The following is a 22,191-nucleotide window of genomic DNA, read 5'->3' on the forward strand; positions in this document are numbered from 1 at the left end:
TCAGCTGTTCATTTTTTCGATTAGGGCGACCATTTTGTGAATTTCACTGGAAGACTGGTATACCTTAACACGACATGCTTCTGCTTGCTCTAGACTAATGCCTACTTCCAATAATATAGAAGGTTCTATATCTAAACCTTGGCGAAGTTGGTGTGAAATATAAAGTAGTTTGGCTAATTTCGCGTGCTCACCATAATAATGAGGCTTTTTGCTATAGCGAATAGCCGTCCAGATATTGTCTGGCAAGCTCCAGTAACGTAATAACCAGGAACCCAGTTGTTCTTTGGTGAAATGCAAAATCTGCATCTCTATAATTTCTGTAGCCAAATGAGAATTGGCCTCGAAATAGCGTGATAGAATCGAAAAGTGTGGTGGTAATATGCTACTAATGGCTAAATAACCAAAGTTCTGTAGTAAGCCGGCCAAATAAGCATGGCCTAGTTTGGGGCAGTCTTCATTGGGCATGACTTTGACTAAAGCTTCCATGAGAACCGCATTGGAAACCGAGTCGAGCCAGAAGTTTTCATAATGTCTCGGACCATTTTCAGGTGTCTGAAAAGCATTGCCCATGGACAAGCCTAATGCCAAGTTCATCACCATATCATAACCCAATACACGTATGATGGCATCTTCGACGGATTCAATGGTTCCTGGAGCGCCATAATAAGGAGAAGAAGCCCAGCTGATGACTTGTGCCGCTAAGCTTGGGTCAAGTGCAATCACTTCACATAGTTCGTCTGTGCCAGCGGTTTTATCCGTAGATAGGCGAATAATTCTGTGTGATGACGCCGGTAAGGGGGGGATTTCTAAGGTTTCTTCTAAGCGCTGTTTTAGACGAATGGATTGGAAACGGCCGAGTGCTTGAAGAATTTGCTCTTCGTCATTCTCATGATTGCTGGCGGCTTGCTTGATTTGGTCTACTGGTATGGAAATGTTTTCAAAGCGGTTAAGAGGGCCTGAAAACATGTCTTTTAGCTCTTCGCTAGTGATGTCGTGATAGGGACCATCAGACTTGAGACGAATTTGCAGATTCTCACTTTCAAAGATACTAGCATCCAAGATGCTGGAAACACTATTGGGTTTGATGAGTGGATCGCCATCACTGTTAAAATGGGGGATGGGCTCGAAGCGACGTTTGGTAATACGCGCTAAAGCCGCTATGTCTAACATATGGTGTTCCGGGAAAATCACTTGCAAACGTCCTGTATGATCCACTAGATGTACCACACGCAGTCTATTGATTGGCTGTAGTTCTGCTGAAACGTCCATATGAAGTACTCTGTAAGAACAAGGATTTATTAAACTGAAAAAGCCCCATGATAGGGGCTTTTACCAATCTTACAGATTTTATTAGTAAAGATCGAATTAGTGGTTGAGAATTTGACTTAAGAACATTTGTGTACGGTCATGTTGAGGGTTGTCGAAGAACTCAGTGGGTTTGTTCGCTTCGACAATTTCGCCCGCATCCATGAATACCACACGGTCGGCAACGGTTTTTGCGAAGCCCATTTCGTGGGTTACACACACCATGGTCATGCCTTCTTCCGCAAGTTGAACCATAACGTCCAGTACTTCCTTGATCATTTCTGGATCAAGGGCAGAGGTTGGCTCATCGAACAACATGATGCGAGGTTGCATGCAAAGACCACGAGCAATGGCCACACGTTGTTGTTGACCACCAGAAAGCTGACCTGGATACTTCAGTGCTTGGTTAGCGATTTTTACGCGCTCCAAGTAATGCATTGCCATTTCTTCCGCTTCTTTTTTTGGTGTCTTACGAACCCAAATTGGCGCTAGAGTCAGGTTTTCTAAAATGGTTAGGTGTGGGAACAAATTAAAGTGCTGAAACACCATGCCCACGTCTTTACGGATGGCTTCAATGTTCTTCAGGTTATCGTTCATTTCGATACCGTCGACTAGAATACTGCCTTTTTGGTGCTCTTCAAGACGGTTAATACAACGTGTCATTGTCGATTTACCGGAACCAGACGGTCCACATACTACAATACGTTCACCCTTCTTAATACTAAAGTTGATGTTCTTTAGTACGTGAAAGTCGCCATACCACTTGTTTACATCTGTAAATTGAATGATTGCTTCTTCGCCCGGCGCTAGTTGGGCAAGTGCCATATTTTGTTGAGTCATTTTATGAAGGCCTCTAAATTCTTAATTAATTCCGCTTGTGTCCCGTATCTAACTTACGTTCAACCGCCATGCTGTAGCGAGACATACCGAAGCAGATAGCCCAATATACAAAGCCTGCGAAGGCGTAACCCTCCACAGTTGTTCCTAACCAGTTGGAGTCATGTGTTGCTGCTTGAATACGGCCAAGCAAGTCGAACATACCTACGATGTAAACCAGTGTGGTGTCTTTGAACAAGCCAATAAAGGTGTTCACGATACCAGGAATAACCAATTTCAATGCCTGAGGCAAGATGATCAAACACATGGATTGCCAGTAAGTTAACCCCATTGCGTCTGCGGCTTCGTATTGACCCTTTGGAATGGCTTGTAAGCCACCACGAATTACCTCGGCCATGTAAGCAGCTGAGAAAAGGGTGATACCAATTAAGACGCGCAATAGCTTGTTGAAGTTCATTCCATCAGGAAGGAACAGCGGGATCATCACCGATGCCATGAACAAGATAGTGATCAAAGGTACAGCACGAATGGTTTCGATGAAAACCACACACACTGATTTTACAATCGGCATGTCAGAGCGTCGGCCTAAAGCCAATACTACACCTAATGGGAAGGAAGCGACGATACCTACCACACCCAGAAGAGTTGTTAGGAACAAGCCACCCCAAAGTGATGTTTCAACGACTGGAAGACCAAAAACACCGCCCGCAAACAAAATGAAAGCAACGATTGGGTAAACAACTAAGATGGTAGCCGTCAGGTATACCTTGTTGATCGATTTAACGGCAAACATACCGATAAGCACGACCAATAAGATTAGTGCAATGTTGATGCGCCAGTATTCTTCTTCAGGATACAAGCCATACATGAACTGATCAAAGTAGGCCCCGACAAAGGCCCAACAGGCACCACCGCCCGTACAGGCAGTCTTGTTAGCGCCTTGCCATGTGGCGTCAATGAAACCCCATTGCACAACCGGTGGAACAATTAAATAAATGATATATAGGCTGAACAAAGTCAGCACAACATTCAAAGGTGATGAGAAAAAGTTATTACGTATCCAAGCAACTGGACCAACCGCGTCAGACGGTGGTGGGAGGCTTGGAGATGGTTTAAATTCGATCGCCATAAGTTTGCCTCCTTAACGTTCAACTAATGCCATACGCTTGTTATACCAGTTCATAAAGAGTGAGATAGACAAACTCAAAGAACCGTAAACCAGCATACAAAGACCAATGGTTTCAATTGCCTGACCCGTTTGATTCAGGGTTGTTCCCATTACCACTGCGACCAACTCAGGGTAAGCGATAGCGGCCCCCAATGACGAATTTTTCGCCAAATTCAAGTATTGACTGGTCAGTGGTGGAATAATAACGCGCAGTGCTTGAGGTAACACGATTAGACGTTGTGTTAAGCCGTCAGGTAAACCCAAAGAGCGGGACGCTTCCGTTTGTCCCCAGTTAACCGACAAGATACCGGCTCTTACAATTTCAGCAATGAAAGCCCCTGTGTAAGTGGACAAAGCAATTAATACCGCAACAAATTCAGGCACTAATACCATGCCTCCAGTCACGTTAAAGCGGCTTTTCTGTGGTAGGTCAAACTCAACAGGGAAGCCAGTTGCAGCAAAAGCGATCAAGGTCACAAGGACAATTGTACCTAAAGACGCCCAGTAAGCGGGGAACCAATCTCCTGTTTTTTTCTGGCGTTCTTTTGCCCAGCGTACGATGAAGAAAGACGCCACGATAGAAGCAAGAAAAGCGACCAGTACGATACTTGAACCGTCTTGGAACTCAGGATTTGGAGAGTAGATACCGCGCATATTGATGAAGAAATCACCAAAAATAATACTGTCACGAGGATGGGGCATAGCGGCCAATACCGCGAAATACCAGAAGAACATTTGTAACAGCAAAGGTAAGTTACGCAGTGTCTCAATGTAAACGGTTGCTAAGCGTGCCACCAACCAATTATTAGACAAACGGGCGAGACCCATAATGACACCAATAATGGTGGCTAGGACGATACCCATTAGGGAAATAACGAAGGTGTTGATTAACGCCACTACAAAAGCACGACCATAGGTGTTGGCTTCAGTGTATTCAATGAGGTGAATTAGGATGGGGAAGCCCGCTGGTTCATTTAAAAAGCTGAAACCAGTAGAAATTCCGCGTGTTTGTAAGTTAGCTTGTAGATTGCTGAATAAATAATAGCCAACAAAAACTACAATGACTAACAATGCTGCTTGAAAGATTAAGGCTCGATTGCCCGCGTCATGCAAGAAGCTTGAATTTGAGTTTGTATTATCGCTCATCTTGTTTAAGGCAGTGATATGCTCGTCAGATGTAATCAGATATGAAATGGCGCAGCACACTTATAGAGTGAAGTGGCTGCGCCAATTTTTTAGATAGGTTTAAGGGGTATTAACGAACTGGTGGCGCATACATTACGCCGCCTTCAGTCCAAAGATTGTTAATACCACGAGGTAAACCTACTGGTGTGTTCGGACCAATGTTGTTTTCGAACACTTCACCGTAGTTGCCTACTTCAGCAATGATATTGTAAGCCCAATCAGCACTTAGACCTAAAGACTCGCCCAAGTTGCCTTCAGCGCCAAGAAGACGAAGAATACCAGGATCTTTTGAAGAGCCTTTGACTTCAGCAACGTTTTGAGAGTTGATGCCCATTTCTTCAGCGTTTACTTGTACGAACAATGCCCAAGTTACGATGTCTTTCCACTGGTTATCGCCGTGACGAACAACTGGGCCTAGAGGCTCTTTAGAAATGGTTTCTGGAAGAATGATGTGCGCACTTGGATCAGACAATTTAGTACGATGTGCTGCTAGACCAGATTTATCAGTAGTGAATACATCACAGCGACCTGATGCATAAGCAGAAAGTGCTTCGTCTGCTTTCTGTACGACGACAGGAACGTAGTTCATCTCGTGTTTGCGGAAGAAATCCGCCATGTTTAGCTCAGTGGTTGTACCTTGCTCAGTACAAACTGTTGTACCATCTAGATCCAATGCAGACTCGACACCTAAATCCTTACGAACCATGAAACCTTGACCGTCATAGAAGTTCACTGCTGTGAAGTCTAGACCCAAGGCGGTATCACGAGTGTAGGTCCATGTTGTGTTACGCGCCAACATGTCAATTTCACCAGACTGAAGTGCTGTGAAACGCTCTTTCGCTGAAAGCGGTGTGAATTTGACGGCTTGTGCATCCCCGAAAATAGCGGCGGCTGTTGCTCGACAAGCGTCAACATCGATACCTGACCAGTTACCAGACTCATCAGCATTAGAGAATCCTGGAACCCCTTGGCTAACACCACACTGAATAAAACCTTTCGCTTTCACATTGTTAAGAGTACTGCTGGTTGTTGAAGTAGGCGCTTCAGCGGTGGTCGCTGCAACAGGTGTGGTTTCTGTATTATCTCCACCTACAAGTGAAAAGGTGATCCCTGCTCCAACCGCAGCGGCAACTACAGCGGTCGTAATTAATTTAGAATTCATTATCTTGAGCCTCCCAGGCGATTTTATTTATATTGTAACTTTGTATTTATTGATAGATTTGAATCTATTTGATCGATGAAGCAAACATAATGCCAACATTAAATTATTCTTGTTGTGCTTGATATGCAGACGAATCCTCTAACGGAACGTCACATCCCCCTATAGAATTACTCTTTTGCGCCTTAGTCAAGGATAAAATGTCAAAAGTGAAAGGTATTTTACTCATTATTTGCACTTTATTAGTCGAAATTTGGACTAAGTATGATTTTTTAATTCCATGCCATGTAAGAGAAAAAAATAAACAAAAACAAAGCCTTAAAATGTGGTCAATGGTTTTTCTTTGCTCTTTTTTTGGGCGTTTTACAGAATCGGCGAGCTTGAATTGTGCATGATGGTTTTTTTGCCTTGTTTTGGTGCTTTTTCAAGCTATAAAAACCCTACAAAATATATTGGATAAAGCGCTTTCCCAAAATTGTGCTCTGCATGATAAACTTAAGCATTCTTAGCAGTTTAGTAAGGAGATCCATATCAAATGGATAACTCAACAAAACCACTTGATCGATTGGACAAAAAAATACTTAGAGAGTTGCAAATAAACGGTCGTTTATCCAATGTTGAATTGGCAAGTCGTGTTGGTTTGAGTGCCACTCCTTGTTTAGAGCGTGTACGTCGATTAGAGCGCAATGGTTATATTACAGGCTACTGTGCCCTAGTGAATCCAAAGAAAGTTGATGCTGGTTTGTTGGTATTTGTTGAAATTCGCTTGAAAACCACGTCACCTGAAGGCTTTAATGAATTCAAAACAGCGGTAGCGGAAATTCCTGAAATTCTAGAGTGTCATCTCATTGCAGGGGATTTTGAGTACCTATTAAAGGCACGCGTCTCTAATATGGATTCGTATCGATTGCTGCTTGGTGAAACCTTGTTGACCTTGCCGCACGTTCGAGAGTCGCGCACCTATGTGGCGATGGAAGAAGTGAAGAACACCACAGTGGTGAGCATTCCTTAGACATTTAAATACTGAGCATGATTCGGCAGCCAGCGACTTAGTAAAGGTGGAATATGCTCAGGATACTGCTGAAATAATAGTCCCGCTGCTTGTTGTACATCATCCAACAGTGATTTGTCTCTTTGCAGGTCTGCGACCTTAAATTCCCACAAACCAGTTTGACGTGTTCCCAATAGTTCCCCAGGTCCACGTAGCTCTAGATCTTTCTCGGCAATTTTAAAGCCATCACTGGTTTCGCGCATGGTAGACAGTCTGGTTTTGCCTTGCTGACCAAGCGGCGCTTTATAGAGCAAGACACAATGGCTGGCGGCTTGCCCACGACCTACACGACCTCTTAGTTGGTGTAATTGAGCTAAACCGAGGCGCTCAGGGTTTTCAATCACCATTAAACTGGCGTTGGGCACATCCACACCCACCTCGATCACAGTCGTTGCTACCAAGAGCTGAATGTCACCAGCTTTAAATCGACTCATGATGTCGGCTTTTTCTTGTGCTTTGAGACGGCCATGTACTAGGCCAATACTAAGCCCTGCTAATTGCTTTTGTAGAATCTGTGCTGTGTCTTCTGCAGCCTGGCATTGTAAGGCTTCAGATTCCTCAATCAGAGTACAGACCCAATAAGCTTGTTTACCTTGCTGACAGGCATTTTGCACCCTATCTATAACTTCTTGGCGTCGTTGGTCGGATACCACTATGGTATTCACTGGCGTTCGACCTGGTGGTAGTTCATCTATGATGGAACAATCCAGATCCGCATAAGCTGACATGGCTAACGTGCGGGGAATAGGGGTCGCCGTCATGATTAACTGATGTGGCTGAATACCGTGTTTCATGCCTTTTTCCCGTAAGGCCATACGCTGATGAACACCAAACCTATGCTGTTCATCAATGATGGCCAGAGCCAAACGATCAAACTCAACTGATTCTTGGAACAAAGCATGCGTACCGACCACAATATGGGCTTCCCCAGTGGCGATTTTATGCAGTTCGGTTTCTCGGCTTTTGCCTTTGAGCTTGCCCGTCATCCAGGCCACCTTAAGGCCAAGAGGTTCAAACCACTGGGTAAAATTTAAATAATGCTGTTCGGCAAGGATTTCTGTGGGGGCCATCACTGCCACTTGATAACCTGCTTGAACGACGGCCGCAGTAGCCAGAGCAGCGACAAGGGTTTTACCTGAACCCACATCCCCTTGTACCAAACGTAACATGGGATGACCTGTGGCCAGATCTTTTAAGATTTCTTGAAACACTCTTTGTTGTGCATTGGTTGGCGAGAAGGATAACTGTGTCAGCAGTTGCTCACTGAGTTGGCCTGCGCTGGTTACCTGAATGCTGCGATCTTGCTTAGCTTTTATACGCTTACCAATGAGAGAGAGTTGATGGGCCATCAATTCTTCAAAAGACAAACGGTATTGCGCCGGATGACATCCTTGTTTAAGTTGCTCTAAATTGGCGTCCCGCATTGGGTGGTGTAAAAACTGAATGGCGTCATATAAAGAAGATAAATTAAATTGCTGACGTATTTCGTCTGGTAGCCATTCTTTTAAATTATAGGGCGTGAGGCGTTGTAACGCTTGCTCGCACAATTGGCGAATCTTAGTTTGCGTCACGCCTTCGGTAAGAGGGTAAATGGGCGTGAGCTGATTGGATTCTAGTGGTCCTTCCTCATCGCTGATTATTTTGTATTCTGGGTGATAGATTTCAAAGCCAGCGCTGCCTCGTCGTAACTCGCCGAAGCAACGAACACGCTTGCCAGCTTCTAGTTGTTTTTTTTGTGCGGCAGAGAAATGGAAAAAGCGAAGTCCCAAGCTGCCACTGTGATCTTTAATGCGACACAGTAAACTACGGCGTTTGCCCATTTTTACTTCACAGTTCATGACATGACCTTCGATGACAGCTTCATCCCCAAAGCTTAGTTGTCCGATAGGCATGACGCGTGTTCTGTCCTGATATCGAATCGGCAAATGAAACAATAAATCCTGAACTGTATGCAGGTGCATACGCGCCAGTTTTTCTGCCATGGCTTCGCCTACACCTTTTAATTCACGCACATCCTGTGTGTCTAATCCATCTATCATCGTCTTACTTGCTGTCTATAAATTAAGATGCTGACAGGCTTCACGAATGGATTGGCTTACCGCCTCAATGGCTTTCGGGCGCGGAAAACTTGCTCGCCATGCGAGTGCAACGGTTCGTTTTGGTGCCGGTGATACAAAAGGACGCACTTCTAGCATGGAGTGATCTATATTTGTTGCTGCTGACTTAGGTAATACGGTTACCCCTAATCCTGAAGATACCATATAACGAATGGTTTCAAGCGAGCTACCATTGACTACGGTACGGTTATCGTCAACTTCGTTGTCGGTTGATAAAGGACACGCTTCTTGCACTTGTTCACTGAAACAATGCCCTTTGCCCAATAGTAATAAGTTGTCTGTGGATAACTGATCTGTATTGATGGCATCCAGTTTGGTCCAAGGGTGATGCTTAGGCATGAGCACCACAAATTCTTCTTCATAAATAGGTTGAGTGACGACATCAGGTTCTTGGAAAGGTAAAGCCACAATAATGGCATCCAAATCGCCGTTACGCAGCTTAGGGCGCAGGTTTTCCGTTAGATCTTCTTCTATGATCAGCGGCATCCCCGATGTTAGTTTGCTTAAAGACGGGATCATTACAGGGAATAAATAGGGTGCGATGGTGAAAATGGCGCCTATTTTAAGCGGGCCCATTAGCTGATTTTTTCCCGAGTTGGCCAGTTCTTTGATCATATTGGCCTGATCTAGGACGCGTTTGGCTTGAGCGATAATTTGTTCGCCTACTGGTGTGATGTACACAGAACTTTTACTGCGTTCGAAAATAGCAGTGCCAAGTTCTTCTTCCAGTTTCTTGACGGCCACGCTTAAAGTGGGTTGGGACACATAACAACGGTCTGCCGCGCGCCCAAAATGTTTCTCTTCGGCCAGCATTACAATGTATTTTAATTCCGTTAATGTCATAGTCTACCTTGCCCTTTCGACGATTCATTATTAATAACTATGATAATACATAATTTAATAAAGTATACTCGTAGATTTTTGTTACCAGCCTATTCTTAATGGACAGATTGTGTGGAGAGATTAAGATTAGGTGATCAGAATAAACATTGATATAGGCAATTTACATGGCAAAGATATGCATTGCAGGCTGTGGTGACCTTGGCTCAGGTGTGGCGTCCTTATTGTTGTCTGATGGTCATCAGGTGACGGGCATCCGACGCTCTGGGCATCAATTCCCCAATGGTGTGATGGGCATCACTGGTGACTTGCGCTCCTTACCTACAGAGGCTTTTCCGCAGGCAGATTTGGTGTTTTTAATCATGACGCCTACTGAGCGCAGCGAGCAAGGCTATCGTCATGCGTATTTCGAGACAGCGCAAGCCATTGTAGAGGCGTACCCTGATGCGATTAAGCAACCACGCATCGTGTTTGTTTCCAGTACCAGTGTCTATGGTCAACAGGAAGAATTGATAACGGAACACACGCAAGCACAAACAAGCAGTCCAACAGCATCGGTTCTGCTTGCAACAGAAGCTTTGTTAGCGAGACATTTTTCCAGTGTGGCGGTGCGATGTTCAGGCATTTATGGTCCCGGTCGATATGCTTTATTGAAAAAAGTGCAGTCAGAGCAAAATTGGGGCGATAACAGTTGGACCAACCGTGTGCATCGTGACGATGTGGTTTCCGCCTTGTATAAGATTGCTCAACTAGCACTGGATCAAAAAGCACTGCCTGAACATATTATTGTGACAGATCAAACACCCGTTTCCATGTGGGAAGTAAAGCTTTGGTTAGCGAAGCAATTGGGAGCCGATGTGAAAATCGCGTCAGCAGATGATTTTATGCCGCAATCCGGTAAACGCATTCAAGCGGATTATTTATTGCAGCAGGGATGGCAGCCAGCGTACCCAAGTTATGTGGTGGGTTATCGCGAACTGATAAAAGCCTACTTACAAACAAGCTTGTAACGGAAAACCTATGCTCTGCTTTTATTTAAGGTAAAAAAGAGGCTATAGACAGCCTCTTTTTTTCATTTCGTTATAGGGGAATTAGTCTTCCAGCACCATGATGCCTTCAATTTCCACTTGTACGCCTTTTGGTAGTGCACGAACGCCCATTGCCGCACGCGCAGGATAAGGTTCTTTCACGAATTGCGTCATGACTTCGTTTACCGTGGCGAAGTTGTTTAGATCCGTCATGAAAACATTGAATTTCACTACCTGCTCTAAAGAACCACCAGCGGCTACGCAAATCGCTTGTAGGTTTTTAAAAACCTGAGTGGTTTGCTCAACGATATCTTCACTGATGACTTCCATGGTTTCAGGAACCAAAGGGATTTGGCCAGAAATATAAACTGTGTTACCAGCGCGAACGGCTTGGGAGTATGGGCCAATGGCGGCAGGAGCGTTATCTGTATGAATAATCTGTTTTGACATGGTTATCAGTCCTTAAATATTTTTTTAGGGGAAGGCTATCAGCGCCCAACAATGGTTTCGCGAGACACTTTCTCTACGCAACGAACCGCCTTAATTCGGCGCATGACATCGGCCAAACCAACGCGACTGGAGATGGTGATGTTAAGGCGTAAACGGCTGACTCGACCACGTTCAATAATGTCTAGATTCGACACTTGAAAATCGGTATCGCTAATGGAACTGGCAATTTTAGCGACCGCACCGCGTTCGTTGATGTAGGTGACAATCAAGCTAATGTGTAATTCTTCTTCGATCTCTTTACCCCAAGACATGTGGATAAAACGCTCAGGACTGGATAAATGATCTTGTATATTGGGACAATTTAAGTGATGAATGATAATGCCTTTATCGACCTGTACAAAGCCGACGATAGGATCGCCAGGAATCGGTGCACAACATTTAGCATAGGAAATGAGCATGCCTTCGGAGCCATTCACTTTGAAGGATTTAGGGGTCACCAAGGTTTCTTCATCTATGTTCGGGAAAAGCTCGCGGGCCACCAAATATCCAACATGGCGACCTTTGCCAATGGATTCCAGCAAATCGTCTAGACTGTCCATCTGATGATTTTTCAGAACCTGTTTGATTTGTTCTGGTGTCAGTTCGTCGATATTGGTTTGGAAAGCATTTAATGAGCGAGTTAATAGACGACGGCCAATGGAAATGGCGTTCTCTCTTTGCTTGTCTTTGAGATAATGACGAATATTGGTGCGAGCTTTACCTGTGATCGCAAAGCTTAACCAAGCCACATTAGGCTGGGCATTTTTCGCTGTAATGATCTCAACCGTTTGGCCACTTTCCAGTTGCGTGCTCAGTGGAGCAAGGCGACGATTGATACGACAAGAGATACATGAGTTACCAATTTCAGTATGAACACCGTAGGCAAAGTCGACCGGCGTCGCGCCAGAAGGCAATTCGATGATCTGACCATTGGGCGTAAACACATAGACTTCATCAGGAAACAAATCGTTTTTAACGTTGTCGACAAACTCTATTGGATTGCGAGCTTTTTGCTGAATTTCCAATAGGCTTTTCACCCACTTGGTGGCTCTGTCATGATTGTTTGGTGTGTTATCGCTGCCATTGGTTTTGTATGCCCAGTGAGCAGCAATACCATTATTAGCCACCAAGTCCATTTCTTCAGTACGAATCTGAATTTCCATTGGAATACCGTTAGTGCCCAGCACTGTGGTGTGCAAAGACTGATAACCATTGGATTTAGGTACTGCAATATAGTCTTTAAAACGACCTTCGATTGGCTTGAATAACGCGTGAATGACGCCCAGGATGCGATAACAACTGTCGTGGCGATCAGTGACAATGCGTACTCCCATCACATCCATGATTTCATCTAACGAGCGACGTTTTTTGTCCATCTTTTGATAAATGCTATAGATGTGTTTTTCGCGCACACTGATTTTGGCTTCAATATAATCCGCCGCCAATTCGGAACGAATGGTATCTTCTAGCTTTTGAATGTCTTTGATGCGCTGTTGACCGTATTTCTTGTGAATCGCCCGTTGTAGCATATTGGCGCGCATTGGGTAGTAGGCTTGAAAGGCTAAGGACTCTAAATCCACACGAACCTTGTACATACCCAGGCGATTGGCGATAGGGGCGTAGATGTCCAAGGTTTCTTTGGCAATACGGCGTTTTTTGTGTGCTGGCATGGCATCCAGCGTACGCATATTATGTAAGCGATCAGCTAGTTTAACTAGGATAACACGAATGTCATCGGCCATCGCCATGGCCATTTTTTGGAAGTTGTGAGCCTGCTTTTCTATCTGGCTGTTGAACTCTAAATGGGTCAACTTACTGACTCCATCCACTAGACTGGCAACTTCCTCGCCAAATTGTTCCGCCAGGGCTTCGCGGCTGATACCTGTGTCTTCAATTACGTCATGCAAAAGTGCCGCCGCTAGGCCGTCACTGTCCATACGTAATTCCGATAAGATTTTGGCTACCGCTAGTGGGTGGGTAACATAAGGTTCACCGCTCTTTCGCTTTTGACCATCATGGGCCTGTTCAGCGTAATAATAAGCGCGTTTTACCTTAGCGACTTGATCATAGGGTAAATACTGAGTTAACCCTTGAGCCAATTCTTCAATGGTATACATCGCTCACCTCACAAAGGCAAACACGAGGTGCGACGGTTGTGTAATGAGCGATACCATGCATAGAGCTTAAAACTCGTGAACAGGACGTTGTTGCAAGTCAACATTTTTGGCGTTGATTAGGTTGTCAGCGATTTCTCGCAATGCAACCACGGTAAATTTGTCGCCTTCAAGTGCGACTTGAGCATCTTCGCCGCCTGTCGCTAGTTGACGTGCGCGCTTAGACGCTACCATCACCAATTCAAAGCGGTTATCAACATTTTCTAAGCAATCTTCTACGGTAACTCGAGCCATTTTTGACCTCTGTGTTTAATTTATCTGTTTATCCAAGGGTAATTTTACTGAACGGCTTCTCATAAAGACAAGAGATCATTGATGAGATTGCCATTTTTTTCTTGTATTTTCACGGTTTTAGCACGCATAGCGGTAAAAATGGCCGCCACTTCATTAAGTGCAGTGTCAAAATCATCGTTGATGATGACAAAATCATATTCGTGATAATGAGACATTTCATCGACCGCTTTTGACATGCGGCGTTGGATCACATCTTCAGAATCGGTAGCACGACCTTTTAAACGCTCTTCCAATGAAGCCAATGACGGCGGGAGAACAAAAATGCCAATGGCGTCTGGATAGAGGTTGCGTACTTGACGAGCGCCTTGCCAGTCTATCTCCAGGATGACGTCTAAGCCTTGCTCAAGCATCTCAAAAATTGCCGCTTTGGAGGTGCCATAGTAGTTATCAAACACTTGAGCGTGTTCAAAAAAAGCGTCATCAGCAATCATGTCTAAAAAAGTTTCCACATCGGTGAAATAGTATTCGCGACCGTTTTCCTCTCCCTCACGTGCTGCTCGTGTGGTATGAGAAATGGAAATTCTTACCTTATCATCTTGCTTTAAAAGCGCTTTATAAAGGGAGGATTTTCCCGCGCCAGAGGGCGCTGAAATAATGAAAAGGTTACCTGCTTGTTTGCCCATGAGATTTGCTTCGTATACTAGCCAATGTGAAATTGTGAGCCGTAAATTGTACCACAAAATTTTATTTTTATTGCTAGTGCTGAAGGTTCGTTGAGCTTGGTAAATGGCTTTGAGTCGAGCAAATAAAGTCTTGTGATTTGATTGCTTTGCAGGAAAAAACTGAAAAGCCGACTAAGCTTCAACATAAAGATGCACAGTTAACTTTGCATAAGGAAAGGTCGCAATGGAGTTATCTTCTCAATTTGACACCAATAGCCTTTTATCTACACCCAGAAAAAACTGTAAAGTACTTTCGGTAGAGGCTGATGCCGACTATCAAACGGTGTTTATGAATCGTCTCGGCAGTTTACATTATGATGATAAGGATGTTGAATTCCTAAAGGTTTCCTCTGCGAGTGAAGCCGCCGTGGTGATTGCCGAAAATCCTGATATAGCGGTTATTTTTCTCGATGTGATGTTGGAATCCGATCGTTCTGGTTTGGGCGTGGTTGGGGCCATCCGAGAGGTCATAGGCAACAATTTGGTTCGCATTGTATTATTGAGTGGGCAGCCGGATGTGACATTGCCGGACAGTGTTCTTAAAGAATACGATATTGATGACTATTGGACTAAAGCGGAATTAACCCAAGCGCATTTGCAGACCATAGTATCGAGTAATATTCGTACTTGGGAGTATAGGTTGGCGATGCAAGAAGCTCGCCACAGTATGCAGTTGCTGTTGTATTCCAGTCAGCGATTGTCTTCAAAAAAAGACATGCTCGAATACACGCATTCTATTTTGGAAGAAATCAGTCATTTGCTAAGGATAGAGCATGGCGGCATAGTGTGTTTTTTTAATTCTGGACAAGAGAAGCTTGAAGACGCGTTAATTATTGCAGCGAATGGAGACTACTCAGAATGTGTGCATCAATTTGCCGCTCGCATTATAGATGATGAGGCTCTCCTTGAAGCGACGCGGCAAACCTGTTTGAGTAAGCAACATACTTTTCTTGATGGCTACTCGGTATTGTATTTTTCGAATAAAGAGCTGGATGGCCGAGATTACATTGTAGTGGTAAAACTTGACCGCACTTTGTCGTCCAGTGAAATCAATCTTTTACAGGTGTTCTGTGAAAACATTAGTGCAGGTTTTCGTAATGTCGCTCTTCATAACAAATTATCTGAATTGGCCTACATAGAACCTACTTCTGGAATACATAATAAAAACTGGCTAGTGCGAGAAATTCGTCACATGTTTCCTTGGGAGAGGGATAAAGCTAAATTACTGATGCTGCATGTCGAAGATTTGGCCTACACAGAATCCATTCTAGGTTCAAAGTATTGTGATCAACTCACGTTATCCTTATACGGTTATTTATGCGATTTTTTTGATAATGCGGTGGATGTGGCTCTATTTGAACGCGATACCATAGTAATGATTATTTATGACAATAAGGAATATCACGAAGGCAATTTAGCGCAGGTAATGCACCCGAGTATTGAAGTAGATGATTCGATTCATTCATTGGATCTAACCATTAGTTTGTTGAATATCGCGGATTTTCCCAATTACGATGCCGAACAGTTAGTCAGTGTAGGAAAAAGTACCTTGGAGCGAGCCAAGTATGAAAACGTGCATTTTTTGGCGTTTTCTGAGGAATTGGCGTCGGCTATGTTCGGGCGATATGAGTTGCTAAAAGAATTGCGAGAAGCCATTGTTAAAGATGAGATAGAAGTTTACTTCCAGCCCAAAGTCAACTTGCATGATGGTAAGTTGATTGGTTTCGAATCGCTAGCAAGATGGCGTCATAAGAATGGAAATTTTGTCCCCCCGGATCAGTTTATTGCCTTGGCAGAGAGCTGTGGCTTGGTAGATAGGCTAGATCAACAGATTTTACGTAAAACCTGTAAAGCCATTGGTCATTTGAAACAGTTGGAAATCGAAGTTCCGATATCGGTGAATGTAGCGGGTAATGAAATTGCTAGGCCTAATTACTTTGAGCAATTCACTCGCATTTTGAGTGAAGAAGGCATAGATAATAGTTTGGTTGAGTTGGAAATCACCGAGTCTCAATTTATAGAAGAGAAAACTTCTATTAATCGACATCTGGATACTTTGAAGGAAGTGGGTGTTAGAGTAAACATAGATGACTTTGGTACGGGATATTCGTCACTTACCTATTTATCCACCTTGTCGGTTTCGACGATTAAAATTGATCACAGTTTTGTTTGGCGCATGGAAGATTCTGCTAAAGATTGGAAGATCTTAAAAATGATAATCGAACTTGGACGCTCTTTGGGCTTAGAGGTCATTGCAGAAGGCATTGAAACGGAGCAGCAAAAAAAGCACTTATTGGCCTTAGGATGTGAACAGGGGCAAGGATATTTATTTGCTAAGCCAATGCCTTTGGAAAAAGTCGTTGCTTGGGTGAAATCATGCGCAGATTAATGACCAGGAAGTATATAGTTCAAATTGCCTTAATCAGAGGCGTTTTGTATTTATGAATGTCATGTAGTAGCTTTTGGACTAGCGAACCAACCTAAGGTCATCCAAATGATGCCAATTATTAAGAGCACATAGAGTGGTGGTTGCCATGATTGTTGCCAATCATATAGGGCGCCAATTAGGACAGGGCCTAATGCTGCTAAGGTGTACCCAAATAGTTGCGACATGCCAGATAAACTGGCCGCTTGTTTTGGCGTATCGGTACGCATACCGATAAAAGACAGTCCCAAAATAAAGCCCATACTGATGCCAAAACCATAGCTCAACGACCAAAATCCAGACAAAGTCGGCACATAAAGCCAGCCCAAAATGCTAATCACAGTCAGACTTGTGGCGAACAAACACAAACGTCGGTGGCTGCCTAAGTATTGGATAAAGGGCGCCAAAATGAGCGAAGGTAATGCGCCTGCCAGTTGTAAATAGCCTTGGTAAAGGCCAGCGGTAGTATCTGTGTAGCCGTGACTCACTAAAATGGCCGGAATCCAGGCGACAACGATGTAATTAAACAAAGAATTAAATGCCAAAAAGCCAGCCACTTGCCATGAGGATAACCGATGCCAAAGTGTGCCATTGGTTTCACCGCGGGTATTCTTAGGCTGATGATGCTGGGTGATACGGCAACAAAACCACACCACGATCGCTGGCAAAATAATCACCGCCTGACAAGCCAAGGCAAACGACCACCCGCTGATGGGAAGCTGAGTCTGATTGGCGAAGTCGCCTAATGGCACAGCAAAGCTCGACATCAAAAAGCCTCCAATGCCCATCATCAAAACGTAAATGGCGGTGAGTTGTACGACAAACTGAGGAAACTCGCGCTTTAACAAGCTTGGTAATAAGACATTGCCAATGGCAATGCCTGCACCGATCAAAAGTGCGCCCAAGTAAAGGCTACCAATTGAGCCGGTGGCGCGAATCAACATACCGATGGCGATCAGCGCCACACCACTGGCGAGAATCTTTTCAATGCGAAAAAAGCGCGTTAGCCAGGAAGCCACAGGAGCAAATAGCGCAAAGGCCAGCAAGGGGATACTGACCAGTAATCCTGACTGCGAACTATTTAATTGCAATGCCTGACTGATACGATCCAGCAAAGGTGGTAAGCCTGTGACAGGGCCGCGCAAACACAGGGCAATGAGAAAAATAAAGAGTAGCAAGAACCAAGCATCATGCTTTATTAATTGTTTTATCGTGTTCATGTATGTCCTTAAGGTTGCTTATTGCTAGCGTAAGCTCGCCATTATACGCTCAAGCTGCGAACTTAAGTAAGGCGACACCAAGGATAATAAGCAACACCCTCATGGAGCGCGTTAATGACGTCGGGTCACCATAAAACCAAACGCCGACTAAGAAAGTGCCAGCCGCTCCAATGCCTGTCCAGACGGCATAAGCGGTTCCCATAGGAATGTCTTTCTGTGCCATCCATAGCAAACTGCCACTGACCAACAAAAAGATCACCACAATGCTGATGCCTAACAAACGTGATTCACTGGACTGCGCCATTTTTAGACCAATTGGCCAACCGATTTCGGTGAAACCTGCTAACAACAAATATAACCAACTCATGACCATGCCCTCCCAATACAGAGACTATTTGCCGCGCATACTATCAACAACTAAGATGATTAAAAGTTAGTAACTATCGAAATTATTCATATGTTGAATCTAGAACACATAAACATGTTGGTATTGTCTGCTGAGCTCGGCTCCTTTTCCGCGTGTGCGAGGAAGTTAGGGCTATTGCCGAGTAATTTCCTCATCTACAACTAGATGTTTTGTCCATGGCGTCGATAGAGGTGACACAAGTGGTAGCAGCGGGCGCGTGTGATTTAGGCATCATGTTTTCCGAAGTGGACATCAATAAGCAAGTGGACTTTTGTTATGTTGGCGGTGTGGATTTTATTGCGGTCTGCCATCCTTCTTTTGCCTTGGCGAAGAAGAAAGTGGTGTCGGAATCCGATCTGGCGCCTTATCGGCAAATTTCTGTACGTGGTCAAAGTAAACAAGAATCGCAAATCCTCATCAGTATGACGCCCTCTGTATGGTGGTGTTCCAGTTATTATTCCGTGTTGGAATTGGTAGAACGGCAGATTGGTTGGGCTTATGTACCTGTCTCATTGGCACAACCCAAAATCGCTCAAGGCCGTTTGGTGAAAATGGATGCGGCGTTTGACCACAAGCCCTGGTCAGTGCCTGTGGATTTGGTGTTTAAAAAAGGCGGCGAGCGAGGACCGGCATTGCAATGGTTGTTTGATGCATTCAAAAACGCCTTTTCTGCAGGATAGAAAAATTTGGTATGAAAGGGATTTCTCTGTAGAATATCACTTACAAACTTTTAGTAAGTATGAGAAAGAAGGTGAATATGGGTGTTTCTATAGAGACGCAAGAAGGCAAAGTCGTTGAGTTCACGCGCGGGAATGTGTTGTCGACTAAATGCCCTTCACGAGAAATTTTAAAGCACGTCACCAGCCGTTGGGCAGTGTTGATTTTCATGGTGTTGCGAGATGGCGAACGTCATAGATTCAGCGATTTACGCCGCTCCATTGAAGGAGTGAGCGAAAAAATGCTCGCGCAGACACTGCAAACCCTTGAACAGGATAACTTTGTGCAGCGTACTTCTTATCCTGTGGTGCCGCCGAAGGTGGAATACAATTTAACACCAACCGGACTGAAAGTGGCTGATCATGTCATTGAGCTTGTCTCTTGGCTGGAAGACAATATCTTTGATATCTTACCAGCGGACAGCGTCAAGGCATCACAGATTTCAAACTGACGTTTGTGATGCAGCTTTTTGCCCGAGTCGGTTCAGCCAATGGGCCAAGACATAAATAATTAACAGCGCAATCAACAACTCCACCGCTCTTAAGGCAATGGCGCTCAAACCAAAATCGTTGCCATATCGTGCCACATAAAGTTGATAAGGGATCAAGAAGCCCATTAAAGCATCAGCATGAATAGCACGATCTCTCACTTCAGCGTAATGACTCCAGTGTAGAATCAAATACACCAGCAGAAATGACATCATAAAATAGGTGAATAAATTGACTTCTGTGCCGGAGTAAATCAGTGAAGCAATCACCGCCAAACTACAACCACCAATTTGTGACAGTATCTTCTCTATGGCGTGTTGTTTCATGTGAGCATGGGTCGGTTGCATCGCTGAAGTGATCAAAGGCACCAAACAAAACACCGCACTGGTGACTTCATTGATCATAATGAAGGCTAAACCACCGCCCACCAACACCAAGGTTTTCAAACGATCTGTGCTAGTAACAGGCTGTGCAATAATATCAGGCTTAGCTGGCTGCACTTTTACTGGCATTAAGTGATTCACTAAACTTGCCACTAAAGCCGCTAATAAAGCGCTCAACACCACATCACGAATAATATTGGGCATGGCTAAGGTGTAATCACTGCTGTTGTGATAAGTAGTGATAAAAATGATCATAAACAAAGGCAAGGTCGCCATGCGGATGCGCAGATTATTATCGGCATGACGACGAACGTGATCAAAATACACCACGCAGCAGGTCCAGATAATAAAAGGATGTGCCGCAAAGGCCTGATTCACTAAAACTGCTCCAATTGCCACTCCAACAGCAGGGGTTAAGCGCTGTAATAAACTGGATAAGTGCTTAGAAAAGCTGGTGGTTGCGACCACGATGGCGAATAACACCACATAGACGCTGACACTAAGGTGCAGCATTTTGCTCAACATTAAACACAATACTATGATCAGGGCTTTGCGAATCAGTTCGTACATCAGTAAATGTACCTCATCCAACTCAATATGGTCATCCAAATATCCGCCACATGACTGCTATCACGCACCATCACACTGGCACGACTGCCCGCTACCAGTAGTTCTGGCGCTTGGTCGGCTTGGATGCGAACGCGAATTTTTTGTTGAGGACGAATCCAGCGAGTTTCTTCATCAACTTGTGCCAAATTAGTCACGCTTTCGGCACCAACAGAAATCGCTGGATCAACGGAAAGGATATGACCACGGAAGACCTGATTGGGATACGCATCAAATACTATGTTCACTTCACGATTGGCGGTCAGTGCAGGTAAGCCTTTTTCCGTAAAGTCGGCGGCGATCCAAAAGCCTTGTGGATTCACTAAATGTACCAAGGGGGGAGAGGATGTGACATACATTCCAACTTGATAGGTCAGGTTGGTGACTATGCCGGCTTGGGTAGCGACAATCGTGGTGTGCTCTAGATTGCGTTGGGCAATTTTGAGATCGGTTTTAGCAGCTTGTAAATTGGCACTGGCACTTTGCTCAGTCGCCAGGGCTTCATCGCGCTGCTCTTTGCTGGTGGACGCTGATTGGTATAAAGACTGGACGCGTTGTAAATAGCGATCCGCTTGTTGCCATTGGCTTTGTGCTTGTTGAAGATTTGCTTGCGCTTTGTCCACGGCCAATTGGTATTGGCTGTCGTCTAATTCAAATAAGCGCTGGCCTGTGACGACGCGATCGCCTTCATTGACTAAGACCTTGGCAATGTGCCCCGAGACTTCGGGAGACAAGTCTAAGGCCGCCGTTTTAACGCGAGCCTGAGTGGTGAAAGGAACCTCGTTGTCACTGATCACCAAAAAGACACTAAAAGTAATGGCTAATATCAGCACAAAAGACGTTAGGTAAGCATAAATATCACGTTTCATAAGTGTGCCTGTTATAAATAAGAACACCCCACCAATGGGCTATCAGGAGTGAGTTGATAACCGCAATGGCAGGGTGAAAGCGTAAAAGCTTACGCCAGTTGTTTAATCAAGGCCTGCGCCACCGCTTCGGAGCTGGCAGGGTTTTGACCTGTGATTAAACGGCCATCTTCTACCACATGTGGTTGCCAATCAGCGCCTTTTTCATAAAGACCCCCAAGGCGAATGAATTCGTCTTCGATCAAGAAAGGCACTACATCCGTCAGTTCCACAGCGGCTTCTTCACCATTGGTAAAGCCAGTAACTTTACGGCCTTTAATCAGTGGCTCGCCATTGGCGGCTTTCACTCGACGTAATACACCAGGCGCATGACAAACAAAGCTAATTGGCTTGCCAGCTTGCTCAAAGGCTTCGATCAATGAAATCGAGGTGGTTGACTCGGCCAAGTCCCATAGTGGGCCGTGACCGCCTGGGTAAAACACGGCGTCAAACTCGTCTTGTGACACGTCATCCAATTTCACTGTATTGGCCAACACTTGTTGCGCTTGCTCGTCTTGCTTGAAACGCTCAGTGGCTGGTGTCTGGAAGTCAGGTAAATCACTTTTTGGATCAAGTGGTGGATGACCACCTAGCGGAGAAGCCAGAACCAGTTCGGCTCCAGCGTCCAAGAAGGTGTAGTAAGGTGCAGCGAATTCTTCTAACCAAAAACCGGTTTTTTCGCCTGTGTCGCCTAGTTTATCGTGTGATGTCAGTACCATTAAAATTTTCATA

At 44.6% G+C, this 22,191-nt stretch carries 21 protein-coding genes; 5 read left to right on the plus strand and 16 right to left on the minus strand.

Going from position 1 to position 22,191, the window contains the following annotated elements:
* The 5 genes from ACXAH2_RS12055 to ACXAH2_RS12075 form a co-directional block, all read right to left on the minus strand.
* Complete coding sequence (locus ACXAH2_RS12055; RefSeq protein ID WP_475078798.1) at window positions 1-1,269, minus strand: HDOD domain-containing protein; 1,269 nt, start codon at window positions 1,267-1,269, stop codon at window positions 1-3.
* 96 nt (window positions 1,270-1,365) lie between these two features.
* Entirely contained in the window at window positions 1,366-2,145 is a 780-nt protein-coding gene (locus ACXAH2_RS12060) for an amino acid ABC transporter ATP-binding protein (protein WP_475078800.1), read from the minus strand.
* A gap of 25 nt (window positions 2,146-2,170) precedes the next feature.
* Complete coding sequence (locus tag ACXAH2_RS12065; RefSeq protein WP_475078801.1) at window positions 2,171-3,271, minus strand: amino acid ABC transporter permease; 1,101 nt, start codon at window positions 3,269-3,271, stop codon at window positions 2,171-2,173.
* Window positions 3,272-3,283: 12 nt separating this feature from the next.
* Window positions 3,284-4,456, minus strand: coding sequence for an amino acid ABC transporter permease (locus ACXAH2_RS12070; RefSeq protein ID WP_475078802.1), 1,173 nt, complete (start codon window positions 4,454-4,456; stop codon window positions 3,284-3,286).
* Between the two features lie 109 nt (window positions 4,457-4,565).
* Complete coding sequence (locus ACXAH2_RS12075) at window positions 4,566-5,657, minus strand: amino acid ABC transporter substrate-binding protein (protein WP_475078803.1); 1,092 nt, start codon at window positions 5,655-5,657, stop codon at window positions 4,566-4,568.
* A 532-nt stretch (window positions 5,658-6,189) separates the two neighbouring features.
* Between ACXAH2_RS12075 and lrp the strand changes: the two genes are divergently transcribed.
* Complete coding sequence (gene lrp / locus ACXAH2_RS12080) at window positions 6,190-6,666, plus strand: leucine-responsive transcriptional regulator Lrp (protein WP_475078804.1); 477 nt, start codon at window positions 6,190-6,192, stop codon at window positions 6,664-6,666.
* Here the strand turns inward: lrp and recG are convergent.
* Both recG and ACXAH2_RS12090 read right to left on the minus strand, forming a co-directional pair.
* Window positions 6,663-8,744, minus strand: coding sequence for an ATP-dependent DNA helicase RecG (gene recG, locus ACXAH2_RS12085; protein ID WP_475078805.1), 2,082 nt, complete (start codon window positions 8,742-8,744; stop codon window positions 6,663-6,665). The two genes, lrp and recG, sit on opposite strands and share 4 nt — an antisense overlap.
* Before the next feature lie 15 nt (window positions 8,745-8,759).
* Window positions 8,760-9,665, minus strand: coding sequence for a hydrogen peroxide-inducible genes activator (locus tag ACXAH2_RS12090; RefSeq protein WP_475078806.1), 906 nt, complete (start codon window positions 9,663-9,665; stop codon window positions 8,760-8,762).
* Window positions 9,666-9,829: 164 nt separating this feature from the next.
* On the opposite strand from ACXAH2_RS12090, the gene ACXAH2_RS12095 reads away from it, so the two are divergent.
* A complete protein-coding gene (locus ACXAH2_RS12095) occupies window positions 9,830-10,672 on the plus strand; it encodes an NAD-dependent epimerase/dehydratase family protein (protein ID WP_475078807.1) in 843 nt (280 codons plus the stop codon).
* A gap of 81 nt (window positions 10,673-10,753) precedes the next feature.
* On the opposite strand, the gene ACXAH2_RS12100 is transcribed toward ACXAH2_RS12095, so the two are convergent.
* The 4 genes from ACXAH2_RS12100 to gmk form a co-directional block, all read right to left on the minus strand.
* The gene (locus ACXAH2_RS12100) at window positions 10,754-11,140 is read right to left on the minus strand and encodes a RidA family protein (protein WP_475078808.1); all 387 of its coding nucleotides are present in this window, start codon (window positions 11,138-11,140) and stop codon (window positions 10,754-10,756) included.
* A 38-nt stretch (window positions 11,141-11,178) separates the two neighbouring features.
* The gene (locus ACXAH2_RS12105) at window positions 11,179-13,296 is read right to left on the minus strand and encodes a RelA/SpoT family protein (RefSeq protein WP_475078810.1); all 2,118 of its coding nucleotides are present in this window, start codon (window positions 13,294-13,296) and stop codon (window positions 11,179-11,181) included.
* Between the two features lie 66 nt (window positions 13,297-13,362).
* Window positions 13,363-13,587 (minus strand): DNA-directed RNA polymerase subunit omega, encoded by a 225-nt coding sequence (gene rpoZ, locus ACXAH2_RS12110; RefSeq protein WP_475078811.1) that lies wholly within the window; start codon window positions 13,585-13,587, stop codon window positions 13,363-13,365.
* A gap of 59 nt (window positions 13,588-13,646) precedes the next feature.
* Entirely contained in the window at window positions 13,647-14,270 is a 624-nt protein-coding gene (gmk, locus tag ACXAH2_RS12115; RefSeq protein ID WP_475078813.1) for a guanylate kinase, read from the minus strand.
* Between the two features lie 223 nt (window positions 14,271-14,493).
* Between gmk and ACXAH2_RS12120 the strand changes: the two genes are divergently transcribed.
* Window positions 14,494-16,698 (plus strand): EAL domain-containing protein, encoded by a 2,205-nt coding sequence (locus ACXAH2_RS12120; protein WP_475078814.1) that lies wholly within the window; start codon window positions 14,494-14,496, stop codon window positions 16,696-16,698.
* Between the two features lie 59 nt (window positions 16,699-16,757).
* Here ACXAH2_RS12120 and ACXAH2_RS12125 read toward each other — a convergent pair whose 3' ends face one another.
* On the minus strand, window positions 16,758-17,954 hold the full coding sequence (locus ACXAH2_RS12125; protein WP_475078816.1) for an MFS transporter: 1,197 nt from the start codon (window positions 17,952-17,954) through the stop codon (window positions 16,758-16,760).
* A 49-nt stretch (window positions 17,955-18,003) separates the two neighbouring features.
* Complete coding sequence (locus ACXAH2_RS12130; RefSeq protein WP_475078817.1) at window positions 18,004-18,321, minus strand: DMT family transporter; 318 nt, start codon at window positions 18,319-18,321, stop codon at window positions 18,004-18,006.
* A 215-nt stretch (window positions 18,322-18,536) separates the two neighbouring features.
* Here ACXAH2_RS12130 and ACXAH2_RS12135 point away from each other — a divergent pair, with 215 nt between their 5' ends.
* Both ACXAH2_RS12135 and ACXAH2_RS12140 read left to right on the plus strand, forming a co-directional pair.
* A complete protein-coding gene (locus ACXAH2_RS12135; protein ID WP_475078819.1) occupies window positions 18,537-19,040 on the plus strand; it encodes a substrate-binding domain-containing protein in 504 nt (167 codons plus the stop codon).
* 77 nt (window positions 19,041-19,117) lie between these two features.
* Window positions 19,118-19,528, plus strand: a complete 411-nt coding sequence (locus ACXAH2_RS12140; protein ID WP_475078821.1) for a winged helix-turn-helix transcriptional regulator — start codon at window positions 19,118-19,120, stop codon at window positions 19,526-19,528.
* Here ACXAH2_RS12140 and ACXAH2_RS12145 read toward each other — a convergent pair.
* From ACXAH2_RS12145 to ACXAH2_RS12155, 3 genes are all read right to left on the minus strand, one after another.
* On the minus strand, window positions 19,520-20,557 hold the full coding sequence (locus tag ACXAH2_RS12145; RefSeq protein ID WP_475078822.1) for a DUF2955 domain-containing protein: 1,038 nt from the start codon (window positions 20,555-20,557) through the stop codon (window positions 19,520-19,522). The two genes, ACXAH2_RS12140 and ACXAH2_RS12145, sit on opposite strands and share 9 nt — an antisense overlap.
* The gene (locus tag ACXAH2_RS12150; protein WP_475078823.1) at window positions 20,518-21,423 is read right to left on the minus strand and encodes an efflux RND transporter periplasmic adaptor subunit; all 906 of its coding nucleotides are present in this window, start codon (window positions 21,421-21,423) and stop codon (window positions 20,518-20,520) included. Before ACXAH2_RS12150 ends, ACXAH2_RS12145 begins: the two co-directional genes overlap by 40 nt.
* Window positions 21,424-21,512: 89 nt before the next feature.
* Window positions 21,513-22,190 (minus strand): type 1 glutamine amidotransferase domain-containing protein, encoded by a 678-nt coding sequence (locus ACXAH2_RS12155; RefSeq protein WP_475078824.1) that lies wholly within the window; start codon window positions 22,188-22,190, stop codon window positions 21,513-21,515.
* Between the last annotated feature and the right edge of the window lies 1 nt (window position 22,191).

It is taken from the genome of Marinomonas sp. ABL3_031 (assembly GCF_056161265.1).

Coding starts and splice junctions, on each gene's coding strand:
- ACXAH2_RS12055 (WP_475078798.1), bottom strand. CDS start 1,269: ATGGACGTTTCAGCAGAACTACAGCCAATCAATAGACTGCGTGTGGTA.
- ACXAH2_RS12060 (WP_475078800.1), bottom strand. CDS start 2,145: ATGACTCAACAAAATATGGCACTTGCCCAACTAGCGCCGGGCGAAGAA.
- ACXAH2_RS12065 (WP_475078801.1), bottom strand. CDS start 3,271: ATGGCGATCGAATTTAAACCATCTCCAAGCCTCCCACCACCGTCTGAC.
- ACXAH2_RS12070 (WP_475078802.1), bottom strand. CDS start 4,456: ATGAGCGATAATACAAACTCAAATTCAAGCTTCTTGCATGACGCGGGC.
- ACXAH2_RS12075 (WP_475078803.1), bottom strand. CDS start 5,657: ATGAATTCTAAATTAATTACGACCGCTGTAGTTGCCGCTGCGGTTGGA.
- lrp (WP_475078804.1), top strand. CDS start 6,190: ATGGATAACTCAACAAAACCACTTGATCGATTGGACAAAAAAATACTT.
- recG (WP_475078805.1), bottom strand. CDS start 8,744: ATGATAGATGGATTAGACACACAGGATGTGCGTGAATTAAAAGGTGTA.
- ACXAH2_RS12090 (WP_475078806.1), bottom strand. CDS start 9,665: ATGACATTAACGGAATTAAAATACATTGTAATGCTGGCCGAAGAGAAA.
- ACXAH2_RS12095 (WP_475078807.1), top strand. CDS start 9,830: ATGGCAAAGATATGCATTGCAGGCTGTGGTGACCTTGGCTCAGGTGTG.
- ACXAH2_RS12100 (WP_475078808.1), bottom strand. CDS start 11,140: ATGTCAAAACAGATTATTCATACAGATAACGCTCCTGCCGCCATTGGC.
- ACXAH2_RS12105 (WP_475078810.1), bottom strand. CDS start 13,296: ATGTATACCATTGAAGAATTGGCTCAAGGGTTAACTCAGTATTTACCC.
- rpoZ (WP_475078811.1), bottom strand. CDS start 13,587: ATGGCTCGAGTTACCGTAGAAGATTGCTTAGAAAATGTTGATAACCGC.
- gmk (WP_475078813.1), bottom strand. CDS start 14,270: ATGGGCAAACAAGCAGGTAACCTTTTCATTATTTCAGCGCCCTCTGGC.
- ACXAH2_RS12120 (WP_475078814.1), top strand. CDS start 14,494: ATGGAGTTATCTTCTCAATTTGACACCAATAGCCTTTTATCTACACCC.
- ACXAH2_RS12125 (WP_475078816.1), bottom strand. CDS start 17,954: ATGAACACGATAAAACAATTAATAAAGCATGATGCTTGGTTCTTGCTA.
- ACXAH2_RS12130 (WP_475078817.1), bottom strand. CDS start 18,321: ATGAGTTGGTTATATTTGTTGTTAGCAGGTTTCACCGAAATCGGTTGG.
- ACXAH2_RS12135 (WP_475078819.1), top strand. CDS start 18,537: ATGGCGTCGATAGAGGTGACACAAGTGGTAGCAGCGGGCGCGTGTGAT.
- ACXAH2_RS12140 (WP_475078821.1), top strand. CDS start 19,118: ATGGGTGTTTCTATAGAGACGCAAGAAGGCAAAGTCGTTGAGTTCACG.
- ACXAH2_RS12150 (WP_475078823.1), bottom strand. CDS start 21,423: ATGAAACGTGATATTTATGCTTACCTAACGTCTTTTGTGCTGATATTA.
- ACXAH2_RS12155 (WP_475078824.1), bottom strand. CDS start 22,190: ATGAAAATTTTAATGGTACTGACATCACACGATAAACTAGGCGACACA.